This is a genomic window from Paraburkholderia kirstenboschensis, assembly GCF_032806925.1.
Taxonomy (GTDB): Bacteria; Pseudomonadota; Gammaproteobacteria; order Burkholderiales; family Burkholderiaceae; genus Paraburkholderia; species Paraburkholderia kirstenboschensis.
Map to the genome: position 1 here is coordinate 1,716,517 of NZ_CP136512.1, position 12,839 is coordinate 1,729,355.

General features: G+C 62.2%; 13 protein-coding genes. 5 read left to right on the forward strand and 8 right to left on the reverse strand.

Annotation, left to right across the window (positions count from 1 at the left end; all coding sequences use genetic code 11):
• From sdhA to sdhC, 3 genes are read right to left on the reverse strand one after another with little or no spacing between them, the layout of a single operon-like run.
• Nucleotides 1-1,776 (reverse strand): succinate dehydrogenase flavoprotein subunit, encoded by a 1,776-nt coding sequence (gene sdhA / locus RW095_RS16495; RefSeq protein WP_317016813.1) that lies wholly within the window; start codon nt 1,774-1,776, stop codon nt 1-3.
• A 4-nt stretch (nt 1,777-1,780) separates the two neighbouring features.
• Nucleotides 1,781-2,149 (reverse strand): succinate dehydrogenase, hydrophobic membrane anchor protein, encoded by a 369-nt coding sequence (gene sdhD, locus RW095_RS16500; RefSeq protein ID WP_128592245.1) that lies wholly within the window; start codon nt 2,147-2,149, stop codon nt 1,781-1,783.
• A gap of 4 nt (nt 2,150-2,153) precedes the next feature.
• On the reverse strand, nt 2,154-2,567 hold the full coding sequence (gene sdhC, locus RW095_RS16505; protein ID WP_317016998.1) for a succinate dehydrogenase, cytochrome b556 subunit: 414 nt from the start codon (nt 2,565-2,567) through the stop codon (nt 2,154-2,156).
• Between the two features lie 222 nt (nt 2,568-2,789).
• Between sdhC and RW095_RS16510 the strand changes: the two genes are divergently transcribed.
• The 3 genes from RW095_RS16510 (at nt 2,790) to RW095_RS16520 (ending at nt 7,231) form a co-directional block, all read left to right on the forward strand.
• A complete protein-coding gene (locus tag RW095_RS16510; protein WP_317016999.1) occupies nt 2,790-3,686 on the forward strand; it encodes a LysR family transcriptional regulator in 897 nt (298 codons plus the stop codon).
• Between the two features lie 478 nt (nt 3,687-4,164).
• A complete protein-coding gene (locus tag RW095_RS16515; RefSeq protein WP_317017000.1) occupies nt 4,165-5,892 on the forward strand; it encodes a methanol/ethanol family PQQ-dependent dehydrogenase in 1,728 nt (575 codons plus the stop codon).
• Between the two features lie 88 nt (nt 5,893-5,980).
• Nucleotides 5,981-7,231 (forward strand): c-type cytochrome, encoded by a 1,251-nt coding sequence (locus tag RW095_RS16520; RefSeq protein WP_317017002.1) that lies wholly within the window; start codon nt 5,981-5,983, stop codon nt 7,229-7,231.
• Between the two features lie 122 nt (nt 7,232-7,353).
• Here RW095_RS16520 and pqqA read toward each other — a convergent pair whose 3' ends face one another.
• The 5 genes from pqqA to RW095_RS16545 form a co-directional block, all read right to left on the reverse strand.
• On the reverse strand, nt 7,354-7,428 hold the full coding sequence (pqqA, locus tag RW095_RS16525) for a pyrroloquinoline quinone precursor peptide PqqA (RefSeq protein WP_033379411.1): 75 nt from the start codon (nt 7,426-7,428) through the stop codon (nt 7,354-7,356).
• A gap of 303 nt (nt 7,429-7,731) precedes the next feature.
• Nucleotides 7,732-9,702 carry a sigma-54-dependent Fis family transcriptional regulator gene (locus RW095_RS16530; RefSeq protein WP_317017003.1) on the reverse strand — a complete coding sequence of 657 codons (1,971 nt, stop codon included), beginning with the start codon at nt 9,700-9,702 and terminating at the stop codon, nt 7,732-7,734.
• 184 nt (nt 9,703-9,886) lie between these two features.
• Nucleotides 9,887-10,210, reverse strand: coding sequence for a VOC family protein (locus RW095_RS16535; protein WP_317017004.1), 324 nt, complete (start codon nt 10,208-10,210; stop codon nt 9,887-9,889).
• Nucleotides 10,211-10,445: 235 nt separating this feature from the next.
• Nucleotides 10,446-10,649 carry a CsbD family protein gene (locus tag RW095_RS16540; protein WP_317017005.1) on the reverse strand — a complete coding sequence of 68 codons (204 nt, stop codon included), beginning with the start codon at nt 10,647-10,649 and terminating at the stop codon, nt 10,446-10,448.
• A gap of 99 nt (nt 10,650-10,748) precedes the next feature.
• Nucleotides 10,749-10,925, reverse strand: a complete 177-nt coding sequence (locus RW095_RS16545; RefSeq protein ID WP_317017006.1) for a hypothetical protein — start codon at nt 10,923-10,925, stop codon at nt 10,749-10,751.
• Between the two features lie 246 nt (nt 10,926-11,171).
• On the opposite strand from RW095_RS16545, the gene RW095_RS16550 reads away from it, so the two are divergent.
• Nucleotides 11,172-11,567, forward strand: coding sequence for a hypothetical protein (locus RW095_RS16550; RefSeq protein ID WP_128595112.1), 396 nt, complete (start codon nt 11,172-11,174; stop codon nt 11,565-11,567).
• Nucleotides 11,568-11,628: 61 nt separating this feature from the next.
• Nucleotides 11,629-12,837: an MFS transporter gene (locus RW095_RS16555; RefSeq protein ID WP_317017007.1), complete on the forward strand. Its 1,209-nt coding sequence runs from the start codon at nt 11,629-11,631 to the stop codon at nt 12,835-12,837.
• Nucleotides 12,838-12,839: the final 2 nt, after the last annotated feature.

A 12,839-nucleotide genomic window follows, 5' to 3' on the forward strand; every position in this document is an offset into this window, starting at 1 on the left:
TTAGAAGGTCCGCGCCTTGGGCGGCACCGATTCGACCGTCAGCGGCTGCATGTGCACCGGCTTGTAGTCGAGGCGGTCGCCTTCGCTGAACCACAACGTATGGCGCAGCCAGTTTTCGTCGTCGCGATGCTCGAAGTCGTTCTGCGCATGCGCGCCGCGGCTTTCCTTGCGCGCCTCGGCCGACACCATCGTCGCGCGCGCCACTTCAATCAGGTTCGCCACTTCCAGCGCCTCGACGCGCGCGGTGTTGAACACCTTCGACTTGTCCTTCAGGTGGATATTGTCCACTCGTGCGGCCACCTCGCGGATCGCCTCCACGCCTTCTGACAGCAGCGCCGACGTGCGGAACACGCCCGCATGCTTCTGCATCGTGCCGCGGATGTCGTTGGCGACCGACTGCGCGTACTCGCCCGAGGACGAACTGTCGAGCTTCGCCAGACGCGACAGCGCGAAGTCCGCCGCGTCCGCCGGCAGCGGCTTGTGGTTCTTGATTTCCTGCACGTGCTTGACGATGTGATTGCCCGCCGCGCGGCCGAACACCACCAGATCGAGCAGCGAGTTCGTGCCCAGACGGTTCGCGCCGTGCACCGACACGCACGAGCATTCACCCACGGCATAGAAACCGTTGACCGGCTCCTCGTGACCCTTCGCCGTGCCCACCACCTGGCCGTGGATGTTCGTCGGAATGCCGCCCATCTGGTAGTGGATGGTCGGCACCACCGGAATCGGTTCCTTGATGCAGTCGACGTTGGCGAACTTCAGCGCGATCTCGCGGATCGACGGCAGACGCTTCATGATCGTCTCCGCGCCGATGTGCGACAGGTCCAGCAGCACGTGGTCCTTGTTCGGACCAACGCCACGGCCTTCCTTGATCTCCTGGTCCATCGAACGCGAAACGAAGTCGCGCGGCGCCAGATCCTTCAGCGTGGGCGCGTAGCGTTCCATGAAACGCTCGCCGTTCGAGTTGCGCAGGATGCCGCCTTCGCCGCGCACGCCTTCGGTGATCAGCACGCCCGCGCCGGCCACACCCGTCGGGTGGAACTGCCAGAACTCCATGTCCTGCAGCGCGATGCCCGAGCGCGCCGCCATGCCCAGCCCGTCGCCGGTGTTGATGAACGCGTTGGTCGAGGCCGCGAAGATGCGGCCCGCGCCGCCCGTGGCGAACAGCGTCGTCTTGCCTTCGAGGATGTAGACGTCGCCCGTTTCCATTTCGAGCGCGCTCACGCCGAGCACGTCGCCCTCGGCGTCGCGGATCAGATCGAGCGCCATCCATTCGACGAAGAACTGCGTCTTCGCCGCGACGTTCTGCTGGTACAGCGTGTGCAGCAGCGCGTGACCGGTGCGGTCAGCGGCAGCGCACGCGCGCTGCACGGGCTTCTCGCCGTAGTTCGCGGTGTGGCCGCCGAACGGGCGCTGGTAGATCGTGCCGTCGGCGTTGCGGTCAAACGGCATGCCGAAGTGTTCGAGCTCGTACACGGCGTTCGGCGCTTCGCGGCACATGAACTCGATCGCGTCCTGGTCGCCGAGCCAGTCGGAGCCCTTGATCGTGTCGTAGAAGTGGTAGTGCCAGTTGTCCTCGCTCATGTTGCCCAGCGACGCGCCGATGCCGCCTTGCGCCGCGACCGTGTGCGAGCGCGTGGGGAACACCTTGGAGAGCACGCACACCGACAGGCCCGCGCGCGCCAGTTGCAGCGACGCGCGCATTCCCGAGCCGCCCGCGCCGACGATGACCACGTCAAACTTGCGACGCGGCAGAGTATTCCTGATTGCAGCCATTCTTTTACACTCTCCAGAGAATCTGCGCAGCGTAGCCCGCGCACGCGAGCAGCCAGACGATGGTCAGCGCCTGAAGGAACAGGCGCATGCCAACGGGCTTCACATAGTCCATCCAGATGTCGCGGATGCCGACCCACGCGTGATAGAACAGCGAGAGCAGCGTGACGAAGGTGGCGAGCTTCATCCACTGGGTGGCGAAGATCGAGGCCCAGCCTTCGTAGGAGAAGTCGCGCGCGCCGAAGAACCAGGCGAGCAGGATCACCGTGTAGATGGCCATCACGACGGCGGTGATACGCTGCGCGAGCCAGTCGCGCAGACCGTAGTGCGCGCCGACGACAAGACGCTTCGGACCGATTCGGTTAGGGGCTGCCATTTTTTTAGAATGCTCCGAAGAGTTTCGCCGCGAAGGCGATCGTGAGAAGCGAGGACACGACGAACACGACGATGGAGGTCTGCTTGCCGCCTTCCTTGTTGACCGCGCGGTGCGTGTCCATCACGAGGTGACGGATGCCTGCGCAGAAGTGGAACAGGAACGCCCAGGCGAGCACCAGCGTGATGAGCTTGACGATGATGCCGGAGAGAAAGGCCTTGAAGACCTCGAAGCTCAGCTCGGAAGTCAGGCTCTGGTCGAAGAGGTACAGCAGGAACGGAAGGAAAACAAACAGCAGACCACCGCTCAAGCGATGAAGAATCGACACGCGCCCCGCAAGCGGCAGGCGGTACGCCGTCAATATCTGCCCGATACCGATGTTCCGGAATTCCGGCCTCGGTTTTTTTAATGTGTCAGCCACAGTAGACCCCCTTTGCCTCTTTAGATAAACACAACGGCGCTCACCGCCGCTCGCTCCGATATAGGCGCGAATCGTGTCCTACCTCATCCTTTAATGATCGAACGGCGCTGTATTGCGGGAGGATGTATAGGACGGACCGCGCGATAGCGATATTTTGTCGCACCGCTGATATACTGTCCAATATCTATCGCGTCTTACTGAAATAGCTTTTTTAGATATCAGATGGAACTGCGTCATATTCGCTACTTTCTCGCCGTCGCCGAAGAACGCAACGTCACTCGCGCGGCCGAAAGACTTGGCATTGGGCAGCCGCCGCTCAGCCAGCAGATCCACGCTCTGGAAGACGAAATGGGCGTGCGGCTGTTTCGCCGCACCGGTCACGGCGTCGTATTGACAGAGGCCGGCGAGGCATTCGCCGCCGACGCAAAGCGCATCCTGCACGACACCCGGCTTGCGGTCGAAAAGGCGCAGAGCGCGGGCCGTGGCGAAATCGGGCAGCTCAACATCGGCTTTACCGGGTCCGCAGCGTTCAATCCTGTCGTATCCAAGCTGATTCGCGGCTATCGGCAGGACTATCCGAACGTCACCCTCACGCTTGCCGAAGGCAACACCGCACAACTGCTCGCCTATCTCGGCGACGGCCGCGTGGACGTCGCCTTCGTGCGTCTCGGCAGCCAGTCGCCGGCGGGCGTGCAGTTCCACCACATTGCGATCGAGCCGATGCGGGTCGTATTGCCGGCAACGCATCGTCTCGCGAAGAAACGCAAAATCGCGCTGTCCGCATTAGCTGAAGACCCGTTCGTGATGCTTCCGCGAGAGGCGAGCCCCACGCTGCACGACGTCATTGTCGGAGCATGCAGGGAAGCCGGGTTCGAGCCGATCGCGGGACAGCAGGCGCCGCAGCTTTCGTCGGTGGTGAATCTGGTTGCTGCGGAGTTTGGCGTCTCGCTGGTGCCGGCTTCTGTGTGTCAGATACAGGTGGAAGGCGTCGCTTATACCGACGTGCTCGGCAACGCCATCTCGATCCGGCTCGTGCTGGCCTCACGCATCGAAGCCGCGCCGGCAAAGACAGCGAACTTCCTGCAGAAGGCGTTTGCGCTGGCGTCGTCGGTTACGTGAGGCGTCGAAGCCTCTGCTAGGTTCGACCGCTCGGAACGAGTTGTGCGCTGTCGTTGAGCGAAGTCTTGCGGCGCCTTGTCGAAGCAACTGTCGGCGTGAGTCGTCACATCGGCGAGGAACAGCGTTGCGGCGCTGTCTTTTTTAGCAACACATCAACCGTCTATTGCGTCAGCGTGCAACAACGTTAGTCACGTTGCGAAGCGTGCTTATTCCTATCGTCACTCCCGATCGTTCCCGGCCTGGCGCGTCTTGCGCCGTAGCGCTGCCCCAATGGCATGCGACTTGCCTTGAACGACTCGCAGCCAGCCTGCGTTCCCCAGACGATGACGCCACCGCGGCTTCACGTCGATAACTCAACATCAACCATGTGGCATCAACCGGAGCAACTGCTTTGTGCGAACTCTGGTCGACCGCAACCGGTTGCATGGGACCAGAGTAACGCGCCAAGGCGCGAACTCTGGTCGACAAGGAGACAAGGATGAAAGCTCGTTCTACTTCGACGATGCGGCCAGCGACGCTTGCGATAAGTGTCGCCGCGGCCGTCAATCTGTTATGCGGACCGGTCGCCATGGCCGACGACTATCCGGCCGTCACCTATGAGCGTCTGACAGCCGCGCAAAGCGACCCAGGCTGGCTGACGTACTACCGCACCTATAACGGGCAGGCGCATTCGCCGCTCAAGCAGATCGACACGTCGAATGTGAAGCAGCTGAGACAGGTCTGGAGCTACAAGTTTCCAGCAGAGCTTCAACAGGGTTTTGAAGCGACGCCGATCGTCAATGGCCGTTATCTGTTCGTGACCACGCCGAAAGACAACGTCTATGCGTTCGATGCAGCAAGCGGCAAACAACTTTGGAAATTCGAGCCGAAGCTCGGCGCCGAGTCGTTCAAGACGGCGTGCTGCGACGTGATCAACCGAGGCGTCGCGCTGTACGGCAAGAACGTCTATGTCGCGATGCTCAACGGCGACGTCGTCGCACTGGATGCACAAACGGGCTCGCTGGCCTGGCGCAAGGCGATGTTCGAGCCCGGGCTCGGGTACGCGTTCTCTCTTGCGCCGCTCGCGCTCGACGGCGCCTTGGTGGTGGGCAGCGCAGGCGGGGAATATGGTGCGCGCGGTTTCATCGCGGCATTGAATCCGGACAACGGCAACGTGCTGTGGAAGCGGTTCACCGTACCAGCGGCTGGAGAGAAGGGAGCCGACACATGGCCCGACGGCATGCAGGAACATGGCGGCGCCCCTGCGTGGCTCACGGGCACGTATGACGCGGCATCGAAAACACTCTACTGGGGCGTGGGCAATCCCGGACCGTGGCTCGCCGATCTGCGGCCGGGTGACAATCTGTACTCGGACTCGCTGCTCGCGCTCGATCCGAAAACCGGCGATCTCAAATGGCACTACCAGTACACCAAACACGACACCTGGGACTATGACGGCGTCAACACGCCGGTGCTCGCCAACATCAAGTATCAGGACAAGGACTACGACGCAATTCTCCACGCGGACCGTAACGGCTTCTTTCACGCAATCGACCGCGGCACCGGCAAGCTGATCTACGCCAAGCCCTTCGTCAAAGCGACTACTGTCACTGGCTATACAGCCGACGGCGCCCCGATTCAGGACCCGTCGAAATATCCGAAGACCGGCACGACGATCGAAACATGTCCGAGCTTCCTCGGCGGCAAAAACTGGTGGTCGGTTTCATACGATCCGGACAAGCACATCGCGATCGTTCCCGCGTTGCATGCGTGTATGTCGCTGTCCGGCAAATCGGTGACTTACATGGAAGGGCTGCCGTACCTCGGCGAGGGCTTCGAGATCAAGCCGGAACCGGGAAGCAAGGGCTACGGAGAACTGCAGGCGATCGACGTCAGCACGGGCAAGAAACTCTGGAGTCACTGGAGCAAGCTGCCATGGAATGGCGGCGTGGCGACGACCGCGGGCGGCATTGCGTTCAGCGGCTCGCTCGACGGCTATCTGTACGCATTCGACTCGGCGACCGGCAAGGTGCTATGGAAGAGCCCGAAACTCGCAAGCGGAATCGTGGCGCAGCCGTCGGTATTCGAGGTGGACGGCAAGGAGTATGTCGCCATTCTCGCCGGCTACGGTGGCGCGAATCCGATCTGGGGCGGTCCGATGGCGAAGGCCGCGGAGAAGATCCCACGCGGCGGCACGCTCTACGTGTTCGCACTCAACCACAGCTAATGTTGATGCGGCCGCCGCACCCGACTGCCCAGTGCATTAGCGTAAGCAGACGGAGCGCAGCGGCCACGCCTTTCCCGGAAGCAAGATCATGACGACTCGACTCAATTCCTTTGCTCTCGCCAGTGTGTTGCTGGCCACCGGCGCATCCATGCCGGTCTTTGCCAGCGCCGGCGTGCGTGTTTGCACGTTCCCGGGCAGCCCGTCGACAGTACTCGACGAAGCGGTTGCGCGCGAAGCGTTCCGCACGGCGGGGATCGCGCTCGCGCTCGCTCCCGGCGGCTTCGCCAGTAGCGACGACGACGGTGTGTCGCTGAAAGAACTCGACAAGGCGCTCGCGCGTAAATGCGACGTGATTGCCGGCTTTCCGCGCTCTACGGTCGCGGATGGCTCCGACAGTAAGCTGACCTTCTCACGCGCTTACCTGCACTCGGGCTATGTGAGCGTGACCCTGCATGAGCCGGCCGCGCAGACAGGCGGTGCCGAGATCGTCGCGGCAACTTATGCGAGCCCCGCGCAGTTGATCGCCGTGCAGCAGCCGAACGTCAGGCTCGATCTGGAGAACACCGCTGAGCTTACCGTCGATGCAGTCGCAACAGGCCATGCGCAACGTGCGATCGTCTGGTATCCGGCTGTCGTCGCTTATACGAAAACGCATCCGGAGCGGCGCTTCAGGATCGCGCAAGCTGCTTCTGCGTATGCCGACTGGCATCTGGTATTCGCGTTCGGCAAGAGCGGTGCCGCGGTGCAGCCGCGTATCGACGCGGCGTTACGCAAGATGGAGTCCGACGGCAGGCTTGCAACGTTGACGCGCGCCTGGACGCTGCCTCGCGCAGCGCACGCGAAGGTGCCGGACGCAGCGGCGGTTGCCGCGGTTGCCGGGTTTGCTTATCGCGACGGTCCGCGCCATGCCGATACCGCGTGGGGAATCACGCGTGCCGGCGGTCGTGAACTCGAGCAAGGCGGATTCATCAAGGTCGATGCAACCGTATCAGTGGACGCGCCTGGCTTCGACCGGTCGCAGGTGGCGCACGGCAAGACCTTGTACTCGAGCGCGTGCGCTAAGTGCCATGGTCCGGATCTGCAAGGCTTGAATGCGCCCGCATTGCGCGGTCCGTCGTTCGCGCCGGCGGCGAATGCGAAGCTGACCATCGGCGGCGTTTACGGATACATGGCGACTAACATGCCAGCAGATCGTCCGGGCAAGATGAAGCCGCAAGACTACGCGGACATCATGGCGTTCCTGCTGTATTCGAACGGCTACAGCGCTGGCGGCAGCAAGCTGACGGACGACAATGCGAGAGCGTCGTCGAGACCGCTGAACGCCGGTACTTCGCAGTAGGTGCATCGGTTAGAAGGAGGCGCTGCAATCGAAGCGCGGACCTCTGATTTGATAAGCTATCCTACTGACTCCGCCAGGCGAGTCGCGCATCATGACTCGCCTGGCGGCGTTTTCTCGTTGCTTCAGCGAGTGGCGATATACATCGTGATTTCAAAACCAAAGCGCAGATCGGTATAGGCGGGTGTAGTCCACTGCATGGATGTCTCCTTGGATATGACAAGTGATTCAAGAACCGCTTCGTGCAAGCGGTCATGTATCAAACGCAAGGTCTATGCCGAGCAGGTCAGCATGGGTTTCGGCCTTATCGAAACACCGGACAAAGCGCTGCATCTCGACCGAAAACATGACGGTGGATCAACGCGCTTTGCAACGCGCCGATGCGGCGCGTTGCGTCTGGCTCGAAGGTCACGCGCTGCTCAATTGCAGCACAGCAGTGTTCCAGAATGGAGCAACGCAACGCAACGCAACGCAACGCAACGCGTGCAGTGCTGCAGCGCGATTTACGCAGCGTCTTCGCTATTGTTCGCGTGTTGCGCCGGCAGCTTGCGATAGATCGTATTGCGCGAGATGCCAAGCGTGCGAGCCGCCGCCGACACATTGCCGCCATGCTGCGCCACCGCGTTCGCGATCACGCTGGCCGCGACGTCGTGAAGCCGACCGCTCGCGAGCGGCGGCGCATCGACGGGGCGCGGTGACGACGGACCAACGGCGCGCAGATCGTCGAAGAAGTCATCGGGAAGATGCTCGCGCCGGATTTCGCCGTCGGCATCCACCATGACGGCCGCAGTGCGCAGCAGATTGCCGAGTTGCCGGAAGTTGCCTGGCCACGCGCATCGCTCGAACAGCCTCATCACGTCGTCTGCAACGCTGAGCGGCTGGCCGTCGGCGTTCTCGGCCGACGCACAATGCAGCATCTTCTGAATCACCGCCGACAGATCGGTGCGCTCGCGCAACGGAGGCAACTTGACCACCAGTCCATTGAGCCGGTAATACAGGTCTTCGCGAAAGCGGTTCTCCGCGATCATGGCGCGCAGATCGCGATGGGTTGCGCAAATGATGGCGACGTCGACCGGGATCGACTTTGCGGAGCCAAGCGGATTCACGAGGCGCTCCTGCAGCACGCGCAGTAGCCGCACTTGCAACGGATAGGGCATGTCGCCGATTTCGTCGAGGAATAGGGTTCCGCCGTCGGCCTGCAGTAGCTTGCCGACCGCGCCTTTGCGCCGCGCGCCGGTGAATGCGCCTTCTTCGTAGCCGAACAGTTCCGATTCGATCAATGTTTCGGGTATCGACGCGCAGTTCACCGCAACAAAGGGCGCTGCACGGCGCGGCGAATCGTTGTGGATCGCCTGAGCGAGCAGTTCCTTGCCGGTGCCTGTTTCTCCGGTGATCAGAATCGGAATGTTCTTGCCGATCACCTTGCGCACCTTCGCAATTACCGCTGCGACCTGTGGATCGCCGGTGTCGAGGTAGCCGAGCCTCGACAGCGGAGTCGCAGACGCCGCCGACTGGTCGCGGCGCTGCGGTATCGCTTCGGCCTGCGCGCGCGGCGCCGCCGGCTCGTCGGCGAGCGTGGTGCGCCGGAATTGAACATGCGCGCAAACCACCGCGCCGTTGCTCAAGTTCAGCGACAGATGGCGGTCGCGGTGCATGCGCAGTCGGTCCATCAACTGTGCACTGGTGAGGCCGAATAGCGACGACAGTGTATGCGCCCGCAGTCCGGCCAGCGGCAGACCCAGTTGGAACTGCGCACTGCGATTCGCGGACAGGAAGCGGCCGTCGCAGGTGAACGCGGCAATGCCTTCCATTAACGTGCCGAGAAACTCGGGGCGCCCGTGAAAAGCAATCTGCAACGTCTCGCGAAAAGTATTTGCAAACAGGTGATTTTCGATCATCTGCACCGACATTTTCGCCAGCGCCATGGTGTGCTGATGATAGCTGCGGTGGTCGCCGGTGACGTCGAGTACGCCGATCAGATCGCCGTAAGGATCGAGGATCGGCACGCTTGAGCAGGTCAGGAACCGGTTAGCCGCGAGATAGTGCTGCTGGCCGTGCACGACGGTCGGGCTGCGCTCGGCGAGCGCCACGCCGATCGCATTGGTGCCCTGGCGGTCCTCTGCCCAGTTCGCGCCCGGGCGCAAAGCGACTTTCTCCGCGCGCCGCAGAAAGTCGTCGTCGCCGATCGAATGAAGGATCAGGCCTTCGGCGTCGGTTAGCACGATCATGCTCTGGGTGTTCACAATCTGCTCATGCAGCGTCTCCATGACGGGCGTCGCGTGCGCGCACAGAATGCGGTTCTGCTCCAGCTTCAATGCGAGGTCGGCGGCGGGCAGCACGTCGTAGTCGGGGCGCGTAGAAGCGCTCAAACCGAAGACTTCCGAGCGTTCATGGGACTTTTGAATCGACGGCGTGAGCCAGCAATCCCCGTGAGGGGCGATTGGCGTTACAGCGTGATAAGTGTCACCGCGCATTGTCTCCTCCTGTTGGGACCCGGTCGTTTTGCCGGGGTCGTGCTGGCGTGGCACGATGCAACTTCTGCGCCAGGAGTGCGTGCCTGGGGTGGTCACGCGCGATGTATAGAGTTATGCCACGTTCCGGGCAGCTCGATCGTGAGCCGGAGACTCATTCCCGCCGGCACGCGCGTGACGCTGCTGTCTACGTTCGCGTCGAGCGCACAGCTACGCCATACGTGCTGACGATCCGCGCATCCTGTTCAGCGGCTGAAAACAGCTCCCACTCGAGTCCGTTCACATCGACGCTGCTTGAATACGCGTCGGCGGTATCGTCTTCGAATCCGACGTGCCGCAGTTGACCCGCCTGCTCCGGCTTCTCGTTGATCGAGAAGTTGAGCAGGTCGGTTCGCCACATGGCGTACTTGCCTGGCACGACGGCGTCGGGCGAATGTCCGAGCCGGCGGCTGTAGTCGGCAATCGATTCGTCGAGGCTCGCAACAGCGAGTGCAATGTGAAAACGCTTCATGATGGGCTCCGTGATGGTTATTCGTTTGGACGGTGCGCCCCATCGTAGCCACTGCGCGCGAGCGCAACTAGGCAAGCGTTTATGCTGGTATGTGCGTTACCCGGTTATGCTCGCGCAGGTTGATCATGCCTGGCTCGCCTACCTCGGCGCCGCCACCTTGACGTGTACGAAGAGCCGTCGAGCCAGTTCGGTGGTCGGTGAAATGCCCGGGGGCAGCCGAAGCGCGACAACGCATTCAAAGATTCGACGGGTTGCCCGGGTCCGTCTTGCCCTTTTCGGCGTTTTCACGCTGATCGCCGAGATCCTTGCGGTTATCGCCTTCGGTGATTTGTGCTTCGCCTTCGAGCTTCCTGTCTTCGTTGCCGGTGATCGAGCCGATTCCCTTGTTGATCATGCCCTTCAGCTCTTCCTTGATTCCTTCGGTCTTGTCGTTCGCCATGAGTGCCTCCGGCGTTAAGCGGAATGTTCACGCGATGCCGCCATCGCGTGTGTCTTGTGAATGCGCAATCGGCATGCCGAAGCGCTTATGGGCGGCGCTTCACGGGGCCGGCGACTGACTGCCGGGCGCACCTACGCCCGGTATGTCACGCACCGGCTGCTGGTCTGGCTGCACGTCGGTTTCGGGAAGCGACTCCGGCGTGCGCGCGGGCGGCGTGCCGCGACCAATTTCGGACTGTTGCGGATCGGGTTTTTGAGGCGTTGGCGTTTCGGTCATTGGTGACTCCTTCTGGGTTGTTTGCGAACGGTGGGCCATATCGTGTGCGCAGCATCACGTGTGCCAACGAGTCGCGCGAGCGCAATGCAGATTCGCCCGCATCGTCGTGCCAGTGGATCGCGCGGATCGCGCGTCGCCACGGCGCTCCGGACCGTGACACGCTGATGCAGCCGCTGGCTTCGCGGCACGCTGGCCCTAGGTGCCTTTACAATTCAGCACTTGAATCCGATAAACGTGAAATGTGCGATGAGATACCACTTTGCATTGATCCTTGCGGCCGCCGCCGCGAGTACTGCCGCGAACGCTCAAACGTCCGCGAACGGCGAGACAGCCGCACTGCAATGTGCGATCGGAAAAGTGACGGGTGTGGGCGGGTCGGAACAGAGCGTTCGCGAATATCTCGCGACGCCTGAGCGGGACAAATACCGCTACATCGCGGACAACCCGATTCAGTGCCGCATTTCCGACGAAGGCCGGGCGTCCGCATGTACCGGCATCACCACGCTTAAGCGCGAACAGGTGAGCGTGTACGATCAGATTGACAGCACGATGATCACCGTGGTCGCGCGCGTGGAGCTGGATCACGGCACGTATCCGGTGCTTATCGCCGTGCCGAGGAAAGACGTGCAGTGTCAGGAGTAAGTGATCTGGCTCTGCCGGCTTAGCGCGCTGTCGCGATTCCTATTGCAAAGGTAACTCGCCCATGCAAGCCAGATTCCGAATCGACGTGCTCGCGAGCATTCCTCGAAGCGTCTGGGTACTCGGCGGTGTGAGCCTTTTCATGGACATCTCGTCGGAGATCGTCCATAGCCTCTTGCCGATGTTCCTGACAGTGAGCCTCGGTGCGAGCGCGGCGACCATCGGCCTGATAGAAGGCATTGCCGAAGCAACCGCACCGATAGTGAAGGTGTTCTCCGGCGCGCTTAGCGACTACCTAGGGAACCGCAAGTGGCTCGCGGTGACCGGCTATGCATTGGGCGCGTTGAGCAAGCCGCTCTTCGCGATTGCGCCGACCGTCGGCGTGGTGGTGAGCGCGCGCGTCATCGACAGAATCGGCAAGGGGATCCGCGGTGCCCCGCGCGACGCGCTCGTGGCGGACGTCACGCCTGTCCACCTGAGAGGCGCGGCGTTCGGCTTGCGTCAGTCGCTCGATACCATCGGTGCGGTGTTGGGCCCGCTGTGCGCGGTGGTCATCATGTCGGTGTGGGCAGACAACTTCCGGCTTGCCTTCTGGCTCGCCGTCATACCTGGCGTACTGGCCGTCGCGCTGTTGACGTTCGGCATCCACGAGCCGGCGCGTGAAGCGGGAGCGAAGCGCGTCAATCCTGTGCGGCTCGAGAATCTGAAGAAGCTGGGGGCTCGCTACTGGTGGGTCGTCGCCATTGGCGCTGTGTTTGCCCTCGCTCGGTTCAGCGAAGCATTTCTCGTTTTGCGTGCGATGGGCAGTGGGGTACCCATCGCTCTGGTTCCGCTCGTCATGGTGGCGATGAATATCGTGTATTCGCTGTCGGCCTATCCGTTCGGCAAACTCGCGGACACGACAAGTCACACGTGGCTGCTGATTGCGGGCGTCGTCGTGCTGAGCGCTTCGGACCTCGTGCTCGCACACGGCAGCCACTGGGGCATCGTGCTGCTCGGCGTCGCATTGTGGGGTTTGCATATGGGCATGACGCAAGGGCTGCTCGCGACCATGGTTTCTCACACCGCGCCGGCGCAATTACGCGGCACTGCGTTCGGCTTCTTCAACCTGCTGGGCGGCGTCGTCACACTGCTTTCGAGCGTCATTGCCGGTGAGTTGTGGGACAAGTTCGGGGCTGCGGCTACCTTCCATGCAGGCGTCGTTTTCTGCGTCGCGACAATCGCGCTGCTGGTAGCCGGCAAGGCACCCGACACACGCGCAGCGACCCGCTGACG

What these genes read in the sequence shown, in the direction of transcription:
- sdhA (WP_317016813.1), bottom strand. Translation starts at nt 1,776, where the DNA reads ATGGCTGCAATCAGGAATACTCTGCCGCGTCGCAAGTTTGACGTGGTC.
- sdhD (WP_128592245.1), bottom strand. Translation starts at nt 2,149, where the DNA reads ATGGCAGCCCCTAACCGAATCGGTCCGAAGCGTCTTGTCGTCGGCGCG.
- RW095_RS16510 (WP_317016999.1), top strand. Translation starts at nt 2,790, where the DNA reads ATGGAACTGCGTCATATTCGCTACTTTCTCGCCGTCGCCGAAGAACGC.
- RW095_RS16515 (WP_317017000.1), top strand. Translation starts at nt 4,165, where the DNA reads ATGAAAGCTCGTTCTACTTCGACGATGCGGCCAGCGACGCTTGCGATA.
- RW095_RS16520 (WP_317017002.1), top strand. Translation starts at nt 5,981, where the DNA reads ATGACGACTCGACTCAATTCCTTTGCTCTCGCCAGTGTGTTGCTGGCC.
- RW095_RS16530 (WP_317017003.1), bottom strand. Translation starts at nt 9,702, where the DNA reads ATGCGCGGTGACACTTATCACGCTGTAACGCCAATCGCCCCTCACGGG.
- RW095_RS16535 (WP_317017004.1), bottom strand. Translation starts at nt 10,210, where the DNA reads ATGAAGCGTTTTCACATTGCACTCGCTGTTGCGAGCCTCGACGAATCG.
- RW095_RS16540 (WP_317017005.1), bottom strand. Translation starts at nt 10,649, where the DNA reads ATGGCGAACGACAAGACCGAAGGAATCAAGGAAGAGCTGAAGGGCATG.
- RW095_RS16545 (WP_317017006.1), bottom strand. Translation starts at nt 10,925, where the DNA reads ATGACCGAAACGCCAACGCCTCAAAAACCCGATCCGCAACAGTCCGAA.
- RW095_RS16550 (WP_128595112.1), top strand. Translation starts at nt 11,172, where the DNA reads ATGAGATACCACTTTGCATTGATCCTTGCGGCCGCCGCCGCGAGTACT.
- RW095_RS16555 (WP_317017007.1), top strand. Translation starts at nt 11,629, where the DNA reads ATGCAAGCCAGATTCCGAATCGACGTGCTCGCGAGCATTCCTCGAAGC.